Raw genomic sequence first — 19,790 nt, 5'->3', positions numbered from 1 at the left:
CGCCCGTTATTGCGGAATCAAAGTGGATTGAATCCTGGAACTTCAGCTTTCAATCAATTTGGGTGGCACCGCGAGCGCACAAGCGTCCCTCGTCCCATATGGACTAGGACGCTTTTTTTATTTCATCTAAATAAGGAGCGTGGTGACCATGTTAGATATGAAATGGCTTAGGGAAGGTAAAGAGAATCAGGAAACAATTCAGCAAATTGCGAATCAAAAAGGTATCGATCTATCTGTTCAAGAACTGATGGAGCTGGATCATAGACGCCGTTCCATGCTGCAGGAAGTGGAAGATCTCCGGCATGACCGCAACCGATTTACCCAGGAGATCAACACCCTCATGCGGCAAGGTAAGCGGGATGAGACCGACATCATTAAGGCGCAAGTGAAAGCAATCAATGAACGGCTTGGTGAACAAGAACAGATCCTGCGTGAGACCAAGGTCAAATATAATGAATTATTGTCGCTTGTTCCAAACATCGTATCCTCCGATACCCCTGTTGGTGCATCGGACCGTGATAATGTGGAAATTAGAAAAACAGGCCAGCCTCCGGTGTTCGAGTTTCCACTTCGGGATCATGTAGAACTTGGGGAGATGCACAGCATGATCGATATTCCTAGAGGTGTCAAAACAGCCGGCAGCCGGAATTATTATCTGACTGGCATCGGGGTCTTGCTTCACCGGGCCGTGCAGCAGCTGGCGCTGGACTTGCTTGTTCAAAAGGGTTTCACCCTGTTCGATGTTCCATTGATGGTCCGAACCGAAGCATTGATGAACACCGCTTTCTTCCCGCTGGGCAAAGATCAAACCTTTCATATAACCAATGAAGACAAGTGGCTGGCGGGCACCTCTGAAGTTCCGCTCGTCTCGTATTACAGCGGTGAAGTCGTAGATGTTACCGATCCACTTAAGCTTGCCGCTGCTTCGCTTTGTTTCCGCAGCGAAATCGGTTCAGCCGGCAAGGATGTTCGGGGACTCTATCGGGTTCATCAGTTCGCCAAGGTCGAGCAGGTCATCCTGTGTGAAGCCAATCTTGAGCTCTCGGAGCAGCTGCTTCAGGAGATAACGGCCAACGCCGAAGAGCTTCTTCAACTGCTTGAGCTTCCATATCGGGTCATGGCCGTATGCACCGGAGACATGTCGCAAAAAACGTACAAACAGTATGATATTGAGACGTGGATGCCAAGCCGTAATTGTTACGGCGAGACCCATTCATCGTCAAATCTGCTCGATTTCCAGGCACGGCGCTCGGGCATCCGGTACAGGGATCAAACCGGAGCTCTGCGTTATTGCTACACGCTGAACAATACAGCCGTCGCTTCACCCCGCATCCTGATTCCTTTGCTTGAAAACCATCAGCAGGAGGATGGATCGATTGCTATTCCGGCGGCGCTTCGTCCATATATGAATGGAATAAAGCAAATTATGCTGTAAAATGATCTATATGACTAAACTTTACCTGCAAGGAGGTTATTTTGATGGAAAAGCAAGACATCGGCACTTCACAAACATCCAAGCAGCTTCAACATATACCGATCTCCATTCTGGACCTAGCTCCAATCACCGAGGGCAGCACAGCAGCCGTATCACTGAGAAACTCCCTTGAGCTGGCGCAACATGCCGAGCGATGGGGATATCACCGATACTGGCTCGCTGAGCACCATAACATGCCGGGTATTGCAAGCTCGGCTACGTCCGTTGTCATCGGACATATCGCAGCCGGTACCCACAGCATGCGGATCGGCTCCGGCGGCATCATGCTGACAAACCATTCCCCCCTTGTCATCGCAGAACAATTCGGCACGCTGGAATCCCTGTTTCCGGGCCGTATCGATCTCGGAATTGGCCGGGCTCCAGGATCTGATCAGATGACGGCACGCGCTCTGCGGCGCGGCCCCGGCAGCGATGGACAGGACTTTCCAGAACGGTTGGCAGAGCTGCGCGATTACTTCCATCCAGCTTCCGAATCTTCCAAGAGAGTGAGGGCCGTCCCGGGTGAAGGACTGGATGTTCCCATCTGGCTGCTCGGCTCCAGCGGCTTCAGCGCACAGCTCTCGGCACACCTCGGCCTCCCGTTTGCGTTCGCCAGCCACTTTGCACCGGATTATCTGCTTCCGGCACTTGATCTGTACCGCAGCAACTTTAGACCATCGGAGCAATTGCAGCAGCCTTATGCCATGATCGGTGTTAATGTGATCTGTGCAGATACGGATGAAGAAGCAAAGCGACTCGCAACATCAGCGCAACAGCAGTTTTTGAACATCGTTCGGGGCCGTTCCGGTCAGCTGAAGCCTCCAGTCGACAACATGGATACCATCTGGACTCCGCAGGAAAAAGCAATCGTCGATCGCACCTTAAGCTTCTCCGCGGTCGGCAGCCCGAATACAGTACGGAGACAGCTGGATCGCTTTATCGATATGACGAAAGCAGATGAAGTTATTGTGGCATCTGCCATCTATGACCACAAAGCCCGTCTTCGCTCTTATGAATTACTGGCGGACTTTTAACTCCCCATATTACACACAAACACCGTCCTCGATCTTATAGGACGGTGTTGTATATTAAGCCTTCGGCTCCATAGAACTGTTTACTAGCTCATGAAGCTTCTCTGGCGTTATTCTTTTGACAAACCGGGAATAGGTCTCCTTCTTCTTGCCGTTTTCTTGAAATATGGAGATCAGTTGGAGAACAATCGGGATCAGCTCATCTTCCATTACACCTTTCATAAACAGCTGACCGATGTTTGCCTTGATCCCTTTCGGCTCGCCGCCAATATAGATGTCGAACACATCTTTCATCTTGACTACGGCAATGTCCTTCAAAAGTGGTTCGCTTGTGCCCAGCGCGCACCCGGCATATCCGATTTTGAGAGGGCTTGGTACTTTATGATCCGCCACCACCTCATCAAGCTTTTTGGCTATATCAAGCCCGGCATCCTCTGCCCCAAGGCAAAAATTGCATGTGATCAGGCTTTTCGATACGAATCCGGCTGGATGCACCTCCAAGCCGACCTGCTTCAACTGCTCCTGCACTTCGAAGATCCGGTCTTCATCCATCGCCACATACAGCTGTTTGAAGGTTGTCATTTCAATTTGTGCGTCAGGCCCCACAATAGAACCAAGCGCGGCGAGCTGCTCGGGCCGGAAGAGCGCTCCTCCGACCTCAAAGCCCGGTGTTACGGCAAATTTCTTAATCGCCATTTCCCCAACTCCCTAAACGATATCGTTACACCTTCATCCGCTGCAGTCTGAGCGCATTCAGCACGACCGATACAGAACTGAGTGCCATCGCCGCACCAGCGACCCAAGGGGCCAGAAGACCGAATGCTGCAATCGGTATGCCCAAAGAGTTGTAACCCAGCGCCCAAACGAAGTTTTGACGAATGTTCGCCATCGTTTTACGGCTCATATAAATAGCGTCCGGAATGCTGTTCAGATCACCCTTCATCAGCGTTACGTCCGCTGCTTCCATCGCTACGTCGGTACCTGTGCCAATGGCCATCCCGATGTCCGCCATGGCCAGCGCTGGCGCATCGTTGATACCGTCTCCGACCATTGCCACTTTCTTTCCTTGTTCCTGCAATTTCTTAACTTCTTCCGCTTTACCTTCCGGGAGGACCTCTGCAAGAACATGGTCGATGCCTGCCTGCTTGGCAATGGCTTGGGCGGTACGCTCGTTGTCACCAGTGATCATGATAACCTCAATACCCATATTTTTCAGTCTAGCGACGGCTTCCCTGGACGTTTCTTTAATGGTGTCAGCCACAGCGACAAGTCCCGCAAATTGACCATCTACCGCCGCAAGCATTGCTGTCTTGCCTTCTGTCTCAAGTTGAGACATCCGGGTATCAGCATCACCGATATCAACCTGTTGTTGCTTCATAAGTCTCCGTGTTCCAACAAGAACGCTGTGTCCTTCTACGACAGCACGAATACCATGTCCGGGAATGGCTTCAAACTCTTCGGTTGCTGGAAGTTCAATACCTTCAGCGATAATACCTGCAACAATCGCTTCGGCCAGCGGGTGTTCGGAGTTTTTCTCCGCTGCGCCAACCAAACGTTTAAACTGCAATTCATCGATTCCGCTTGCTTCAACTTCAGTAAGCTCCGGTTTGCCTTTCGTAACCGTACCTGTTTTGTCGAGGATGATCGCATTGATTTTGTGAGTGGACTCAAGATGCTCCCCGCCTTTAAATAAGACACCCAATTCTGCTGCACGGCCGGACCCCGCCATAATGGAGGTTGGTGTCGCAAGACCCAGTGCACAAGGACAGGCAATGACGAGAATGGTAATCGCCACTTCCAATGAACGGGCGAAGTCGCCTGGTGTGACAGCAAAGAACCATACCAGAAACGCCACAACCGCTATAGCAACAACAATCGGAACAAATATACCCGAGATAACATCAGCAACGCGCTGGATCTTCGCTTTCCAGCCCTGTGCCTCTTCCACAACTCTGATGATTTGGGCAAGCGCGGTTTCCTTACCGACCTTGGTCGCCTTAATCTTCAATCTACCGTTTTTGTTTATCGTTGCACCGATGACTGTATCGCCGGCTTTTTTCTCAATCGGAATACTTTCACCCGTCAGCATGGATTCATCTACCGCTGAAGTTCCCTCTATGACTTCTCCATCGACCGGAACCTTCTCACCCGGCTTGATAATTACAATATCGCCTTTGATCACTTGCTCAATCGGAATAGACATTTCTTGACCGTCACGGACAACCACCGCCGTCTTCGCTTGAAGTCCCATCAACGTCTTGATCGCCTCTGAGGTACGGCCTTTAGCTAAAGTCTCAAACAATTTACCCAACACAACGAGTGTAATCAGAACAGCACTCGTTTCATAATACATATCAGGTCCATGGTGGGCACTCGCTCCTGCGAAGTACCAGTCCAGTGTCAAATACAGACTGTAGAAATAAGCGGCGGAAGTTCCGAGAGCAATCAACACATCCATATTCGCACTCTTGTTACGCAGAGCGGTATAAGCCCCTACATAAAACTGTTTACCTATATAGAACTGCACAGGTGTTGCCAATATTAGCTGAAACCATGGGTTCATAAATAAATCCGGCATCCAGATCCATGAAGTAAAGGAAAAATGACTTACCATAGACCAGAGCAAAGGCAGCGATAACAGCGCCGAAATCAACAGCTTGCGCTTTTGTTTCTTAATCTCAAGATCCCGGTGCTCTTCCTTATCCTTCTGGTCTCCCTTTGGCACCGCCTGGTATCCCAGCTTATCAACGCGCTGCTGAATGTCAGCAATGGTCACTTCCGCAGGGTTATACTCGACCCGGAGACTTTCCATCGCAAAATTGACTGCCGCGTTAGACACCCCTGGCACTTTCCCAACAACCTTCTCGATCTTTACAGCACAGGCTGCACAGTACATTCCCACTAACTGCAGGTCCGCAGTCTCTTGCAGCGTACCATAACCGAGTTTCTGAATCTTTTCTTCCATCTGCGATACATCGACGACTTTCGGATCGAAGGTTACTGCCGCTCTTTCCAGCGCAAAATTCACATTCGCTTCTTTCACACCTTCCATCTTGGCCAGGCCCTTCTCAACCCGGGTTGCGCATGCCGCACACGTCATCCCTGTAATCTGTAAGGTTGTTTTTTTCATTTCATTTTGAAGCGATTGGTTGGCTGCTCCCATGTACTCTCCACCTCTTCTTTCAATCTGCTGTTGGTCAACTAAATGACACTGTAGCCCTGATCCTCGATCGTTTGTTTTATCGTTTCAATCGCCAGCTTGCTCTCATCATACTCTACGGTAACCGTGCTATCAGCAAGGTTTACTTTGGCATAACCGCCAAGCTCTTTCACTGCTCCTTCAATGGAATTAACACAATGATTGCACGACATCCCTTGCACATTAAGCGTAATGCTTTGCATCATCATCTCTCCTTTTCATATTGATAAATAAAACTTCAAGTAATCGATCCTCAATCCTTGATACATCCTTATCTGCTAATTGACTTATCGTCACCGTGCGATACGCCGTCCATACTTCGAGCATCGAATTAAGCCAGTTAGATTACTCTTCTTGCTTCTTGCATTTATAGTTTACCCCCCTACCCTATATATGTCAAGACGATTTTTCAATTTTTTTGTAAAAATAATACTGCCACTCCGAAAAACGGGTGGCAGATCATGGCATTTGTTAAAGCAGCTTCGAGTACTGTAGCTATTATACGATTACCCGTTTTTTTAATGATAAAACTTATTTCATCAATTTGTTCATCGTCACCAGAAGCTCTGAAATGACTTCATCGTCGCCTTCTTGAATTCGCTCAATGACACAACTCTTCATATGGTGCTCCAGCAGCAGCTTTCCTACACCGTTGAGTGCCGACTGGATCGATGAGATCTGGTTTAATACATCATCACAGTACGTGTCCTTTTCAATCAACCCTTTAACTCCGCGAATCTGGCCTTCAATCCGGTTCAGCCGACTGATCAGATTGTTTTTGATTTTATCGGAATGATGACTTTTACGCTCACCTGAAGCTGTACATTGATCGTGTGATCTAATTTCTGCAGCCATTAGTGATCCCCCTCTCTCTTTTTCAAAATTGATTCATCAGATTAGCCTAACAGCAACTTTTCAATCTCTTGCCGATTAAATACGAAACCAAAAAACACTTGATTATTGATGTAAATCGTAGGAACCAGTGTTTTGCCGGAGCGCTTCTTCAGCTCTTCCGCATATTTGGGCTCAATAGCAATATCATATTCTTTATAACTTATATCATGCTCATTCAAAAATTTCTTGAAGTTACGGCAGTCATCACAGGTTGGCGTTGTATAAACCTCCACTTTCATCTTTTTCATGGAGAAAACCTCCTTTAAATCTGTTATTAGCTTTATCATATCATATAGCCCCCCTCCCTATCCAGACCCCTTTGTATATTCCTGAAATAATCAGTTGAGGGTGATAATCAAGCTATTGGTTTTCAAACGCCGGTTGACCTGTACTATATTGCCCCTTCTGCTGTAAACATAGCCAAATCATGGGCAGCTTGACGATCATTCTGAAATATGGCATCTTTATAGGAACAAATACTCGAAAGCAATGAAGGGAAAATAGTAGCTTATCGATCATTGTTAAAGCGAGCCGGCGGCTGGTGCAAGGTCCGGTACAATGAGGTATGTGAATGGGTCCCTTCGCTTCAAACCGAACTTCTGCCCAGCAGGACAGTAGGCTTTGACGGCTCTCCCCCGTTATCACGGGAGAAGTGATCGGAAACAGTCGCTTTATTGAAAGCCTTCGTTTTCCCGTCATGTTCAAGTGCGGCAGATGATTGCCGAAGTAGTGGTGGTACCGCGGAGTCAAACACTTCGTCCCTGAACAAGGGGCGAGGTGTTTTTTTGTTGAAAATAAAGCACACTGTTACCGTCCAAATTACAAAAAAAATTTTTCTATAAACCAAAGGAGGTTCATTCAAAATGAATAAAAGAATGCTTTCCGGCATCAAGCCCAGCGGTGATTTGAACATTGGAGGGTACAGCGGCTCGCTGAGTCAGTTTGTTGCACATCAGCACGACTATGAATGCTATTTCTTCATTCCTGATCTGCACGCAATCACCGTGTATCAGGACCCGAAAGAGCTGCACCAGCGCTCCCGGGATATCGCTGCCTTGTACATTGCTGCGGGCATTGACCCGAATAAGGCCGTCATTTTCCTTCAGTCCCAAGTGTCCGCTCATGCCGAACTGTCATGGTTGCTGGAGACACAGGCCCACTTCGGTGAACTGAGCCGAATGACGCAATTTAAAGACAAATCCGAAGGCAAGGATACCGTCAGCTCCGCCCTGTTCACCTATCCGGTGCTGATGGCTGCTGACATCCTGCTATATCAGGCCACCCACGTTCCTGTCGGTGACGACCAGAAACAGCATATCGAGTTGACTCGTGATTTGGCCGCACGGTTTAACAATAAATACGGTAAAACTTTTGTGCTGCCTGAGCCGGTAATCCAGAAGACAGGCGCGCGGATTATGGGGCTGGACGATCCAACTCATAAAATGAGCAAAAGCAATCCGAATCAGAGCAGCTACGTATCCCTGCTCGACGATCCAGCCGTCATCCGCAAAAAATTTTCCAGAGCCGTGACGGATTCCGAAATGAACGTTCGTTATGATTGGGAGACGAAGCCTGAAATTAGCAACTTGATCGAAATTTACTCCGTATTCTCAGGTGATTCTATTGAGACGATCGAGAAACGATACGAAGGTCAGGGCTACGGTTCACTCAAAAAGGACTTAGCCGAAGTGGTAATCACCAAACTGGAGCCGATTCAAAAAACATACCATGAACTCGTAAACTCTGAGGAATTGGACAACATCCTGAAAGAGGGGGCACGCCGCGCCAATGAAGCTGCCCAAGAAACACTGTTGGCCGCGAAGCGTGCGATGGGATTGGTCACGTTCTAAACAAAATAAAGCCTCCTTCACAAGAAGCATAGCGGCTATTCCGGATTACCGGATGGCAGCTTCCTTTTCCTGAGAAGGAGGCTTTTCCTATTATGATTTGAAAAATGCCGGCAGATAGGCTTTATGTGCTTCCAGCAGCTCATCCAGCATCTTTTTGGCCACTTCAACGGAAGGAACAAGCGGATGATGCGCCAGCGCCTGTAAAGCGATGCCGCGATCCCCGGTCAATGCCGCGTCAATCGTTAACTTCTCATACACTTTGACGGTATGCATCAGACCTTTGATATGCTCCGGCACGTTCTTCGGCGCCATGACAATCGGACCTTGACCCGTCACTACACAGTTGACCTCAATACTCGCATCCGGCGGCAGAAAATCAAAGGTGCTGCCATTTGCGACGTTTAATGTCTGAATATCCCGCTGATCGTTATAAATTGAATTCATTAAATTTACCGCTGCTTCGGAATAGAAGGCTCCGCCCCGCTGCTCAAGCTGCTTCGGTTTCACATTGAGATTCACATCTTTATACAGCTCAAACAGCTCTGCTTCCGTACGGCTGACGATATCGGCGCGGGTTCCGTCCTTTTCAAGCGAGTTCTTCATGTCCATAAACATGTGATCCATCATGTAAAAATATTTCAAATAATATGTCGGAATGGCGCCAAGCGATTTCAGAAAATCAGCATCCCAGCCCAAGGTAGGTACATTTTTCGCAGTATAGCTTTTCCCGGCGTTTAGCAGTTCCGGAAGCTTCTCTTCTCCGCGAACGATAGCTGAAGTTACCCAGTGCAAATGATTGATGCCTACAAATTCAGCCAGGACGTCCTTCTCCGGCACCTGATACTCCTCAGCCAGGAACTTCTGAAAGTTGATCGGAGAGTTGCACAAGCCGATCGAACGCACTTTACTATGTTTCAGCACAGCTTCGGTTACGATTCCTGCAGGATTCGTAAAATTAAGCATCCATGCATCAGGCGCCAGCTCCTCGATATCTCGGCAAATATCCAAAATTACCGGTACGGTACGAAGCGCCTTCATCATGCCCCCCGGGCCTGTTGTCTCCTGCCCGATCACGCCATGCTTAATCGGAATATGCTCATCCAGCTTCCGTGCAGCCAGCAATCCCACACGCATTTGTGTCGTTACGAAATCCGCCCCTTCAATCGCGCGTCTGCGATCAAGAGTTAAATGTACTTCAATAGGAAGCCCGGATTTCTCAATCATACGTTTGGCCAAATTCCCAACGATGTCCAGCTTGTGCTTGCCTTCTTCGATATCCACAAACCAAAGTTCACGAATTGGCATTTGGTCATAATTTCGAATAAATCCTTCCACAATCTCAGGTGTATAAGAGGAACCTCCACCGATGACTGCTATTTTAAGCCCGGTTGATTGAGCCAATTGAATCGCCTCCATAAAAGGATATAAATATAGTGAGGACAGGAATGTTTCATATCTCAAAAAACAAGAGATTTCAGTTTTCTTTCTGTTTCGGCATCAATCGCCAATCCGTCAGACTCCATAGCGCTCATTAAAGCTCCAGCGACTGGATCAGATGTCAGATGAACACATTTTGCATGAGGTGCCCTTGCAGCCACTTCCCGCTCGATCGCATGGGTGAGAACCGCACTGTTTCCTTTGTTCAAAACACTTCCGATATAAACGATTTCAAACGATTCGTCCGACATGCCAAGACGCCGGATCAAGGTACATACAGCATTAGCCATCTCTGTACCTTCCGTTTCAAGAATGGAAACCGCTACGGCATCGCCTGCTTCAGCTGCTTCCAATAACGGCTTCACCAGACTGGTCGGAGTGGACACCTTGCCATAGAGCACATCCTCATACAAAGCTTCTACCGAGGTATATCCCATATGATTAAGCACCAAGGAAGTTAGCTTCGTCTCTGGCCCTCGACCATCCCACGCTCTGATGACCGCCCGAAACGTAAGCAATGCCAGTCCCCCGCCGCCGGCATGTCCGTCCCCGTATTTAAACCCGAAACCGCCGTACTGCAATTCCTCGCCTGCCCTGTTCCGGGCCGCACTGTTAAATCCATTGCCGCAGATGATGGCCGCACCGTAAGGACGATCAGTGCCTGCACGCATACCGATCATCGTGTCACAGACGATTTCATGCTTCGGATAGCCCATGGCGCCGATCATCGGGCGCAAAATTTTATAATCCGGCTCGCGGTCGGCTCCAGCTAAGCCAAAATATGCAAAGCTGATATCTTGCTTCGACAGTCCGGCTTCTGAAAGTGCGGCGTCGCAAGCGATGTTGATGTTCTTTTCCGCTTTTTCACGGTCAATCTGGTGGTTTCCGTTACCTGCCATTCCTTTGCCGAGCACATTCCCCCGCTCATCCGCAATCACGACATGCGTTTTGCTTCCCCCAGCATCCACGCCCAAATATATGCCCATGATCTTCCCTCCTGCTGATCATTAAACAGAGTCAAACGGTTGTTATATGTACAAGATAAGCTTTTACAGCAGCCCAAACTACTGCTATACACGTAAAAACTGATACTATCTTACTGTCATACGTTCTTTCCTCGATCATAAGCGTTCTCTTAATTCACTTGGCGATAAGCCAATATGATGTTTAAACAGCCGATTGAAGTTAGACAGGTTCCGGAACCCGCATTCCTCTGCGATGCCGATGATTTTCATATCCGTAGTCTCAAGCAAATGCACAGCGTAGGTCAGCCTCAGCTGAATCAAGTAATTCAGCGGCGAAGTTCCGACAGCCTGATGAAATAGGGCGCTGAACCGTGAAGGGCTTAAATGAGCCAGCTCGGCCAGTTCATTCAGCGTCCAGTTGTAGCCAAGATTCAGCTCCATCGTATGGAGCACTTTTCGCAGTACATGCATGCCGCGATGCTTCATCGTCAATTGAACGGCTTCTTGCGGAGTATGCTGCAAATAACGATTGACAAGTCCCAAAAAGCGAATCAGATCCGCACGAATAAGACTCATAAATACATCGTCTCTCGTATGATATTCTGTCATCATTCGCTGAAATAATCGTGCCAGCTCCCGGCTAACAGACTGATCATGCGTAACGATATGGTTAAAATGCTCTCCCGCTTCGCGAAAAGGGCGCATCAGTTCCGGATCATACTTCAGATCGATAGCCAGAAGCGAAGGATCAAACATAATGATGTCCATCACCAGATTTTCACCTTCAAAAGCACGATGTAAATCATTGCTGTTAATGAAGACCAGATCGCCTTCAACAAACGGAATTTTCATCCCGTTCATCAGGTAGTAACCGCTTCCACTTCTTATATAATTTATTTCCAAAGCTTGATGCCAATGCAAACGTTGAAATCGGGGGCTAACGCCCTCCGTTGTCGAAACCATAAAGGGAAAAGAATGGTCGGGGAAAAAAACATGATCACGCGTGATACGTTGTGGCCGGTCCATCAGGGTAGATTCACCTCAGTTTCATTGTCGAGTTAAAGTGTATTTTTTAAAATACGCAAATAGAGGTTGCATCATATAACCTTGGTTACTATAATGGTAGTAACTTTTTAAAATTTTATGGGATAAGGATGTGTCTGTTTGAATTTTCGCGTATATATATTAGCCATTGCCGCGTTTGTTGTCGGAATGGTTGAACTCATCGTTGGAGGCATTCTGAGTCTCATTGTAGAGGATCTTCAAATATCCATCAGTGCTGCCGGTCAATTGATCACCATCTTCTCTGTTTCCTTCGCCATATCAGGACCGATTCTGATCAATTTAACTGCGAAGCTGGAACGGAAAAAGCTTTACCTGTATACGATGGCCATCTTTATGATCAGTAATCTGATCGTAGTCTTTACATCAAGCTATGCAGCCATTATTGCCGCACGTGCATTTTCAGCGATGAGCGGATCGGTCATCGTTGTTCTGTCCGTCTCAATGGCCGCCTCGCTCGTACCTGAATCACACAAAGGACGCGCGATCGGCATTATTTATATGGGAATCAGCGGATCGCTTGTACTCGGCGTGCCCATCGGTATGGTCATCGGTAATGCTTACGGCTGGCGTGCTCCGTTTCTTGTCATTGCAGTTCTCTCCCTGTTATCGATGGCCGGTATAGCACTGTTTACGAAGCGTACGGCTCCAAATCCTGTCGTACCACTGCGCAAACAGCTCTCTCTTTTGAAAAACGGTAAAATTATTAGCGCGCAGCTGATCGTTCTACTGCTGCTCACCGGTCATCTAACGTTGTACGGATATTTGCAGCCTTATGTGCAGTCGACGTTCCATGTTAGCAACAACATGATGAGTGTTGTTTACTTTCTATTCGGCATCGCGGCTGTATCAGGCGGCTGGATTGGCGGCTGGATCGCCGACCGGTTCGGTACAAAGCGCTCCATCCTTGCGATTGTCGCCTTCTTCGCGGCTTCGATGTTTGCAGTCATGCTGACTGCACAAATTTCATTCTGGGTGTTCTTGATCACCATGATGATCTGGAGTGCACTAAGTTGGGCTATTTCTCCAGCTCAGCAAACCTATCTGCTTCAGCTGGCTCCCGACCATGCGGAAACACAGCTTAGCCTGAATTCCTCCATGCTTCACCTGGGAATCGCTAGCGGCTCAGTCATCGGAAGCGCGGTCATTGATCAGACCAAAACGGTGGCGCACAACCCTTGGGTTGGCGGCCTTATTGCCGTCGCCGCATTCGGTGTTGCTCTCTTCTCGCTTACCCGCCGCTCGGCTCCTACCACGGATGATGCGACCGTCTCGGCAGCTACTGCAGAGCAGTTGTAAGCTTGAGATTCAACCATATCTTAATCGTGAAGGCTTAGATAAGGCATCCCGGAAAGGTCCTTTGACCTGCGGGATGCCTCTTTCTTATTCTCTTTGCTGTTTTGATCAGCTATCCCCCTCTTGCATTCGCCGGAATCAGGGAATGAGCTTTATTACCTGCTTAATATCGAAGCCGGAGCAAGAGCGATTTCATCTCTTCATCTTTGAACATTTCTTCAGGATATTTACGGGTAAATGCCGTCAACGCCATATCGTGATAGAAAAATTCAGCAAACACCTTTACAAACGGCTGTGCCTGCGTTCGGATCGCCTGCCAGCTGTCCTGCTCAACTCCCGCAAACAGAAGTTGCTTCATATCGATCACGAGAAGGATGAATCGCTCCAGCTTATCATGATCCTCCATCGGGTTCATCACATACAGCCTGGATAACGATATTTCTGGACGCTCACTTCCCGTAACCAAAGCTTCAACCCGAACACCTTCCTGCTCCTTCCGATCTAAAAGATCGATCACTTCGCTGAATTCATCACTCCACATCGAAATGAGAATCGATTCCTTCGCCTCCTCGATCATCTGCTTACAGAAAGCCTGGATCGAGCTGTACGATTTCAAACTCCATACCTGATCGTCCACAACCGTTTTACGAACACTGGCTGAACGAAGCCTCTGGATATCTCTCTCAAACTCACGCGTCAGCTTATCAATCACGGATTCTACAGGCAGTGCTGTATAGGTGCGCTTTTTACCGGCTATGGTATCCATAGCAATCCCCTTGTCGACCAACCGGTCCAGCACTTCATAAACCTTCGCTTTCGGAACACCAGACAGCTTAACGATACTTGACGCATCCATCGCTTCGCCGCTCGTCACCAGCGTTTCATATACTTTACTCTCATATTGGGAATAGCCGAATTGTAGAAGCATAGCTCCTCCTTACTCATTCCATTAATACTTACTATGTTACCGGAGCATCCGATGCTTGACCAGCCTGGCAGACATATTTCAAAAAGACAATAATCATACTCCTTGAGCTGAAGAAAGTAAACGTTCATTTCCAGCCAGAAAATTCAAAATTCAGGCAAAAAAAGAAAAAGAAACCGCGTACATTCAAGCTTGACATCGTTTATCCATATAAATGCTCGGTATTTTACCGACTTACACAAAACCGATGAAATACCGAGATAAATAAAGAATGAGGGAGTATTTCAATCATTATCCTTTTTAAATCCCTCCATCTGATTTGTAAATACCTTAAACATGCTTCTCTCTTGATTTACACGGCCAAACGCCAGACGTATGATACAAATCAATAAATCGAACATTGTTATATGAATCGCTAAATCCCCTTGCCGGCAAGGGGAGCGGGGGAACCAAACACAAGAAGATGCAGCAAGTGGTATGAGAGCCGCTTTGAACATCTTCAGGGGTGAATCTCATCGGCAGCATAACGGTCTATGGGTAGGGCGACTCTCACGCCCGAATCCGTCAGCTAACCTCGTAAGCGTATCGAGAGAGGCAACGATTGTCGTGTGCAGGGCACGGTTATTTCACTGTGTCATCAAAAAGCCACGGGAAGAGTAACTCTCCTTCCTGAGGCTTCTTTTTGTTGCCTTCTCTTTCTAACAAACAGGAGGAGAAAAAAATGAGCAATTCGCAGGATCTAATCGTTGTTTCCGCTCCAAACAAACTGGGTGAAGCATTCATTCTTCACCTGATTTCGAATCAAATTCCATTCGCGGCTCTTGTGAACAATCGATCGGAACAAGATCGGCTTAGCAAGATCGGAGCCAAAAACAACATCGTCATCGACACCGCCAATGAACAAACATGGATCATTCCCGAATTCTCTGTTAGCAAAGTGTATCTATTTGAAAGCAGTTTGACTCTATGCTGCCGGTATTTGCAAATATGCCGTACATGGACCTCGGATTCGATTTATGTCATCACAAACTCACATAATCCAAGGTTGATTTATAAAAGCCTTGGCGCAACTATTGTGCTTCACACCAACCATCATCATGTATCCTTCCTCATTCCATCACTCGACATCTAAAACGGAGGTTGACAAACTTATGATCATTATTTTAGCATTAGTGATTTTTATATTTCTGTATCTGATATACGCGCTGCTTTATCCGGAAAAATTCTAGGGGAGTTTCGAAAGGGAGGAAGAAATCAATCATGGGCATCGTACAAATTGTCATCGTTATGATTATGCTGGTACTGCTCGTCAAACCGCTTGGAACCTATCTGTTCAACGTTTTTAGAAATGAGATCAACCGTACAGATCGATGGTTCTTCTGGGCTGAAAAGCCGATCTTTACATTGATCGGTCTGAAAGAACACAGAGGTATGACTTGGAAAATGTATGTGCTTAGCTTCCTGATAACCAACGCCGTTCTTATCGCAATTGGATATCTCATTTTGAGACTGCAAAACATTCTACCGCTCAATCCAAACGGAATTGAAAAAATGGAGCCCACGCTGGCGTTCAATACTATCATCAGCTTCATGACGAACACCAACCTGCAGCATTATAGCGGGGAATCGGCTTTATCCTATTTCTCACAGATGGCTGTGATCACGATGATGATGTTTACCTCGGCTGCAACCGGCATCTGTGTCGCCATCGCTTTTATCCGAAGCATCACCAGCAAAGGAGCAACCATCGGCAACTTCTTTGAAGATTTCGTTAAAGCACATACCCGAGTACTGATCCCTATGGCCATTGTCGTTGCCGTGATACTTGCTTTACTTCAAGTTCCTCAAACCTTGAATCCAACGTTAACGGTCACAACACTTGAAGGCACTCAGCAGCAAATTTCAGTCGGACCGGTAGCTTCATTGGAATCGATCAAACATATAGGCACAAATGGCGGCGGACATTTTGGAGCCAACTCGGCTCATCCGTTTGAAAATCCAAGTCCATTGACCAATGTCATCGAAATTTTATCCATGTGGTCTATTGCTGCGGCCATGCCTTATACATTCGGTTTATTCGCAAAAAACCGCAAGCAAGGCTGGATTATTTTTTCGGTGATGATGGTTCTGTTCATCGGATTTCTGTCCCTGGCCTACATGTCGGAATCAAGCGGCAACCCCGCTATAAACCGGCTTGGAATCGATGCATCCCAGGGCAATATGGAGGGAAAAGAAGTCCGGTTCGGTGTAGCTCAGTCTGCTTTATTTACAACGGTAACGACCGCGGCTACAACCGGATCGGTGAACAATATGCACGATACTATGACATCGCTTGGCAGCATTACACCGCTTTCTCTTATGATGCTGAACTCCGTTTTTGGCGGTAAAGGTGTCGGTCTGATGAACATGCTGATGTACGCCATTTTGGCTGTGTTCCTGGCAGGTCTTATGGTGGGCCGTACACCGGAGTTTCTGGGACGAAAAATCGAAGCCCGGGAAATCAAGCTGATTGCGATCGCCATTTTGATCCATCCTTTTATTATCCTGGCACCGACCGCTCTGGCTCTTGTAATGGATGCTGGTCAGGCAGGCATTACAAACGGAGGCTTTCACGGCGTTTCGCAAGTGCTGTATGAGTTCACGTCCTCAGCTGCAAACAATGGCTCCGGCTTTGAAGGCCTGGCGGACAATACCCCATTCTGGAATATTTCCACAGGACTCGTTATGCTCTTCGGCCGTTATATTTCAATGATCGCCCTGCTCGCGGCGGGCGGCTCTATGCTGCAGAAAAAATGGGTGCCCGAGACGATCGGGACATTCCGTACAGATACCGGGCTGTTCGCCCTTATACTCATTGCAGTCGTGCTTATCATCGGTGCCCTTACATTTCTGCCTGCACTTGTGCTTGGTCCGATTGCCGAGCATTTATCGATGCGATTATAGAAAAGGTGGCGTATTCCAATGAATAATAAGAGAAAAAAGGGATTGAACACGAACATGATTCGGCAATCGCTAAAAGACAGCTTTGTGAAGCTAAACCCCATCATCATGATGAAGAATCCCGTTATGTTTGTGGTCGAGGTCGGCACATTTATCGTCCTCCTTATGACGATTTTTCCGCATTATTTTGGTACAGAAGACAGCATTAGCTTTAATACAATCGTATTTATTGTGTTGCTGTTCACCCTCTTGTTCGCCAACTTTGCCGAGGCACTTGCCGAAGGAAGAGGTAAGGCTCAGGCCGACTCCCTGAAGCAGTCGAAAAAGGAATCCTGGGCTAACAAAGTGATGGAAAGCGGCGATACGAAAAAAGTACCAGCTGCCGATTTACGTAAAGGCGATCTTGTGATCGTCTCGCAAGGAGAGATGATTCCCGGTGACGGTGAAATTATCGCCGGTCTGGCCTCTGTCGATGAATCCGCCATTACCGGGGAATCGGCCCCTGTCCTCAAAGAAGCTGGCGGTGATTTCAGCTCGGTAACCGGCGGGACACGCGTCATCAGCGACATGATCAAGGTACGGATCACCAATGATCCGGGCGAGTCATTCATCGACCGCATGATCTCGCTCGTTGAAGGAGCGACCCGGCAAAAAACGCCAAATGAAATAGCACTGAATACTCTTTTGACCGTGCTCACGTTAGTGTTCCTGATCGTCGTTGTCACACTAGCGCCCATCGCCAAATATTTAGAAATCGAACTTTCGATACCCGTCTTGATCTCTCTTCTCGTCTGTCTGATTCCAACAACTATCGGCGGTCTGCTGTCCGCCATCGGGATCGCCGGCATGGACCGTGTCACCCAGTTCAATGTGCTGGCGATGTCCGGCAAAGCCGTTGAAGCCGCCGGCGATATCAATACGATGATCCTTGACAAGACAGGAACGATCACATTTGGCAACCGGATGGCCAGCCAATTTATCCCGGTCGAATCGGAAACGGTCACATCTGTCGCCAAATGGGCAGCCGTCAGTTCGATGAAGGATGAAACGCCGGAAGGCAGGTCGGTTCTCGAACTGATAGAGAAAGATGATCTCAAATTTGATGAATCACTTGCATCCGGCGCTGAATTCATCGGGTTCAAGGCTGAGACACGGATGAGCGGCATGGACCTAAAAGACGGCCGAAAGGTCCGCAAGGGCGCAGTCGATGCCGTCAAATCCTGGGTACAATCTCAAGGTGGGGCGATCCCCTCGGATCTGGCTGCCAAAAGTGACGCAATCGCCACTGAAGGGGGAACACCGCTAGCCGTAGCGGTCGATGACCGGATTTACGGTCTTATTTACTTGAAGGATACGGTTAAACCTGGAATGAAGGAACGATTTGATCAGCTTCGAAAAATGGGTATCAAAACGCTGATGTGCACCGGAGATAACCCACTGACTGCAGCCACCATCGCCCGCGAAGCAGGAGTAGACGATTACGTAGCCGAAAGCAAGCCAGAAGATAAAATCGCCTTGATTCGCAAAGAGCAGGCTGAGGGCAAACTGGTTGCCATGACCGGAGACGGAACGAACGATGCGCCCGCACTCGCGCAGGCTGATGTCGGTCTTGCTATGAACAGCGGCACCATCTCCGCGAAGGAAGCGGCAAACATGGTTGACTTGGATTCCGACCCATCCAAAATTATCGAAGTAGTCGCCATCGGCAAACAGCTGCTGATGACCCGCGGCGCCTTAACAACCTTCAGCATCTCCAACGATGTGGCTAAATATTTCGCCATTATCCCGGCGATGTTTACGGCAATTCCGGGCATGAGCGCCCTGAATATTATGGGGCTGGGCTCCCCTTTATCCGCGATTTTGTCAGCACTCATCTTTAACGCCATCATCATTCCGATGCTCATTCCGCTTGCGATGAAAGGCGTATCCTACAAGCCAATGAGCTCAGCAAACTTGCTGCAGCGAAATATTCTAATATATGGATTGGGCGGGGTCATTGCACCGTTTATCGGGATCAAACTCATCGATATGATGGTTCATCTATGGATTTAAAAACTTCAGAATCAAATATAAAGATAGATATGGAAAGGTGAGAAGTGATGGATAATCATACACGAACAAAAGATCATACGGCCCGCTCCTCGTTCGGTATTGCATTACGAGCCAGTATTGTTTTTATTATCCTGTGCGGCATTGTGTATCCCCTTGTTATAACGGGCATAGCACAGCTGCTCTTTCCGGCACAGGCAAACGGAAGCCTGATTAGGGACAGTAAAGGAAACATCGTCGGTTCCGAGCTGATCGGCCAAAGTTTTAAAGACCCGAAATATTTTCAAAGCAGAATATCAAGCATTGAGTATAACGGAGCTGGATCAGGAAGCAACAACTATGCCCCATCCAACCCGAAACTGATCGAACGAACAAAGGGTTCGATTGACGCGTGGGAGCAGCACAACCCGGAGGTGCCAACAAGCAGGCTCCCGGTTGACCTGATCACGGGCTCCGGCTCCGGCCTGGACCCTCACATCTCGCCTAAATCAGCGAAGGTCCAGATCCCGCGAATCAGCAGTCTGACTCGCATCCCGGAAGATGAGCTTGAAAAGCTGGTTGATCAATACACTGAAGGACGTGATTTGGGGATATTCGGTGAACCGCGTGTCAATGTGTTGAAGCTGAACCTGGCTCTAAGCGAACTTTTAAAATCATAAATATCATCT

17 protein-coding genes, 1 riboswitch and 1 other annotated feature are annotated in these 19,790 nt (G+C 48.0%); of the genes, 8 read left to right on the top strand and 9 right to left on the bottom strand.

The features are described 5' to 3' along the window. Positions 1–148: 148 nt before the first annotated feature. Both serS and C8268_RS22380 read left to right on the top strand, forming a co-directional pair. Complete coding sequence (gene serS / locus C8268_RS22385) at positions 149–1,435, top strand: serine--tRNA ligase (protein WP_106769736.1); 1,287 nt, start codon at positions 149–151, stop codon at positions 1,433–1,435. Between the two features lie 44 nt (positions 1,436–1,479). Continuing rightward, complete coding sequence (locus C8268_RS22380) at positions 1,480–2,508, top strand: LLM class flavin-dependent oxidoreductase (protein ID WP_106769735.1); 1,029 nt, start codon at positions 1,480–1,482, stop codon at positions 2,506–2,508. Positions 2,509–2,562: 54 nt separating this feature from the next. On the opposite strand, the gene C8268_RS22375 is transcribed toward C8268_RS22380, so the two are convergent. From C8268_RS22375 to C8268_RS22355, 5 genes are all read right to left on the bottom strand, one after another. Further along, positions 2,563–3,201, bottom strand: a complete 639-nt coding sequence (locus tag C8268_RS22375; protein WP_106769734.1) for an NAD(P)/FAD-dependent oxidoreductase — start codon at positions 3,199–3,201, stop codon at positions 2,563–2,565. Between the two features lie 25 nt (positions 3,202–3,226). Continuing rightward, positions 3,227–5,668 carry a heavy metal translocating P-type ATPase gene (locus C8268_RS22370; RefSeq protein ID WP_106769733.1) on the bottom strand — a complete coding sequence of 814 codons (2,442 nt, stop codon included), beginning with the start codon at positions 5,666–5,668 and terminating at the stop codon, positions 3,227–3,229. 38 nt (positions 5,669–5,706) lie between these two features. After that, complete coding sequence (locus C8268_RS22365) at positions 5,707–5,907, bottom strand: copper ion binding protein (RefSeq protein ID WP_106769732.1); 201 nt, start codon at positions 5,905–5,907, stop codon at positions 5,707–5,709. 328 nt (positions 5,908–6,235) lie between these two features. Next, positions 6,236–6,559, bottom strand: a complete 324-nt coding sequence (locus tag C8268_RS22360; protein WP_106769731.1) for a metal-sensitive transcriptional regulator — start codon at positions 6,557–6,559, stop codon at positions 6,236–6,238. Positions 6,560–6,600: 41 nt separating this feature from the next. Next, positions 6,601–6,846, bottom strand: a complete 246-nt coding sequence (locus C8268_RS22355) for a glutaredoxin family protein (protein WP_158702804.1) — start codon at positions 6,844–6,846, stop codon at positions 6,601–6,603. Between the two features lie 232 nt (positions 6,847–7,078). Then, positions 7,079–7,364, top strand: a binding site (T-box leader). Positions 7,365–7,461: 97 nt separating this feature from the next. On the opposite strand from C8268_RS22355, the gene trpS reads away from it, so the two are divergent. Next, positions 7,462–8,448, top strand: coding sequence for a tryptophan--tRNA ligase (gene trpS, locus C8268_RS22350; protein WP_106769729.1), 987 nt, complete (start codon positions 7,462–7,464; stop codon positions 8,446–8,448). A 90-nt stretch (positions 8,449–8,538) separates the two neighbouring features. Here trpS and C8268_RS22345 read toward each other — a convergent pair whose 3' ends face one another. The 3 genes from C8268_RS22345 to C8268_RS22335 form a co-directional block, all read right to left on the bottom strand. Beyond that, positions 8,539–9,849, bottom strand: coding sequence for a 6-phospho-beta-glucosidase (locus C8268_RS22345; RefSeq protein WP_234032930.1), 1,311 nt, complete (start codon positions 9,847–9,849; stop codon positions 8,539–8,541). 56 nt (positions 9,850–9,905) lie between these two features. Beyond that, positions 9,906–10,871, bottom strand: coding sequence for an N-acetylglucosamine kinase (locus C8268_RS22340; protein WP_106769728.1), 966 nt, complete (start codon positions 10,869–10,871; stop codon positions 9,906–9,908). 135 nt (positions 10,872–11,006) lie between these two features. Continuing rightward, entirely contained in the window at positions 11,007–11,876 is an 870-nt protein-coding gene (locus C8268_RS22335; protein ID WP_106769727.1) for a helix-turn-helix domain-containing protein, read from the bottom strand. Between the two features lie 138 nt (positions 11,877–12,014). On the opposite strand from C8268_RS22335, the gene C8268_RS22330 reads away from it, so the two are divergent. Beyond that, the gene (locus tag C8268_RS22330) at positions 12,015–13,211 is read left to right on the top strand and encodes an MFS transporter (RefSeq protein ID WP_106769726.1); all 1,197 of its coding nucleotides are present in this window, start codon (positions 12,015–12,017) and stop codon (positions 13,209–13,211) included. A 160-nt stretch (positions 13,212–13,371) separates the two neighbouring features. Here C8268_RS22330 and C8268_RS22325 read toward each other — a convergent pair whose 3' ends face one another. Beyond that, a complete protein-coding gene (locus C8268_RS22325) occupies positions 13,372–14,136 on the bottom strand; it encodes a TrmB family transcriptional regulator (protein ID WP_106769725.1) in 765 nt (254 codons plus the stop codon). 400 nt (positions 14,137–14,536) lie between these two features. Then, positions 14,537–14,732, top strand: a riboswitch (cyclic di-AMP (ydaO/yuaA leader). A 122-nt stretch (positions 14,733–14,854) separates the two neighbouring features. On the opposite strand from C8268_RS22325, the gene C8268_RS22320 reads away from it, so the two are divergent. The 4 genes from C8268_RS22320 to kdpC all read left to right on the top strand — a co-directional run bounded on the left by C8268_RS22320 (position 14,855) and on the right by kdpC (position 19,781). After that, entirely contained in the window at positions 14,855–15,265 is a 411-nt protein-coding gene (locus C8268_RS22320; protein ID WP_106769724.1) for a DUF4218 domain-containing protein, read from the top strand. 128 nt (positions 15,266–15,393) lie between these two features. Continuing rightward, a complete protein-coding gene (gene kdpA / locus C8268_RS22310; RefSeq protein WP_106769722.1) occupies positions 15,394–17,076 on the top strand; it encodes a potassium-transporting ATPase subunit KdpA in 1,683 nt (560 codons plus the stop codon). An 18-nt stretch (positions 17,077–17,094) separates the two neighbouring features. Beyond that, a complete protein-coding gene (gene kdpB, locus C8268_RS22305) occupies positions 17,095–19,125 on the top strand; it encodes a potassium-transporting ATPase subunit KdpB (RefSeq protein WP_106769721.1) in 2,031 nt (676 codons plus the stop codon). 47 nt (positions 19,126–19,172) lie between these two features. Further along, on the top strand, positions 19,173–19,781 hold the full coding sequence (gene kdpC / locus C8268_RS22300; protein WP_106769720.1) for a potassium-transporting ATPase subunit KdpC: 609 nt from the start codon (positions 19,173–19,175) through the stop codon (positions 19,779–19,781). Positions 19,782–19,790: the final 9 nt, after the last annotated feature.

Origin of the sequence: Paenibacillus faecalis (genome assembly GCF_900289175.1) — a bacterium.
Taxonomy (GTDB): domain Bacteria; phylum Bacillota; class Bacilli; order Paenibacillales; family Paenibacillaceae; genus Paenibacillus_AQ; species Paenibacillus_AQ faecalis.
Note: the sequence above shows the minus strand (reverse complement) of the source record. Positions and strands in the feature narration are given on the sequence as shown.

Excerpts from the sequence above, each read along its gene's own strand:
- serS (WP_106769736.1), top strand. The coding sequence starts at position 149 with ATGTTAGATATGAAATGGCTTAGGGAAGGTAAAGAGAATCAGGAAACA.
- C8268_RS22380 (WP_106769735.1), top strand. The coding sequence starts at position 1,480 with ATGGAAAAGCAAGACATCGGCACTTCACAAACATCCAAGCAGCTTCAA.
- C8268_RS22375 (WP_106769734.1), bottom strand. The coding sequence starts at position 3,201 with ATGGCGATTAAGAAATTTGCCGTAACACCGGGCTTTGAGGTCGGAGGA.
- C8268_RS22370 (WP_106769733.1), bottom strand. The coding sequence starts at position 5,668 with ATGGGAGCAGCCAACCAATCGCTTCAAAATGAAATGAAAAAAACAACC.
- C8268_RS22365 (WP_106769732.1), bottom strand. The coding sequence starts at position 5,907 with ATGCAAAGCATTACGCTTAATGTGCAAGGGATGTCGTGCAATCATTGT.
- C8268_RS22360 (WP_106769731.1), bottom strand. The coding sequence starts at position 6,559 with ATGGCTGCAGAAATTAGATCACACGATCAATGTACAGCTTCAGGTGAG.
- C8268_RS22355 (WP_158702804.1), bottom strand. The coding sequence starts at position 6,846 with ATGAAAAAGATGAAAGTGGAGGTTTATACAACGCCAACCTGTGATGAC.
- trpS (WP_106769729.1), top strand. The coding sequence starts at position 7,462 with ATGAATAAAAGAATGCTTTCCGGCATCAAGCCCAGCGGTGATTTGAAC.
- C8268_RS22340 (WP_106769728.1), bottom strand. The coding sequence starts at position 10,871 with ATGGGCATATATTTGGGCGTGGATGCTGGGGGAAGCAAAACGCATGTC.
- C8268_RS22335 (WP_106769727.1), bottom strand. The coding sequence starts at position 11,876 with ATGGACCGGCCACAACGTATCACGCGTGATCATGTTTTTTTCCCCGAC.
- C8268_RS22325 (WP_106769725.1), bottom strand. The coding sequence starts at position 14,136 with ATGCTTCTACAATTCGGCTATTCCCAATATGAGAGTAAAGTATATGAA.
- C8268_RS22320 (WP_106769724.1), top strand. The coding sequence starts at position 14,855 with ATGAGCAATTCGCAGGATCTAATCGTTGTTTCCGCTCCAAACAAACTG.
- kdpA (WP_106769722.1), top strand. The coding sequence starts at position 15,394 with ATGGGCATCGTACAAATTGTCATCGTTATGATTATGCTGGTACTGCTC.
- kdpB (WP_106769721.1), top strand. The coding sequence starts at position 17,095 with ATGAATAATAAGAGAAAAAAGGGATTGAACACGAACATGATTCGGCAA.
- kdpC (WP_106769720.1), top strand. The coding sequence starts at position 19,173 with ATGGATAATCATACACGAACAAAAGATCATACGGCCCGCTCCTCGTTC.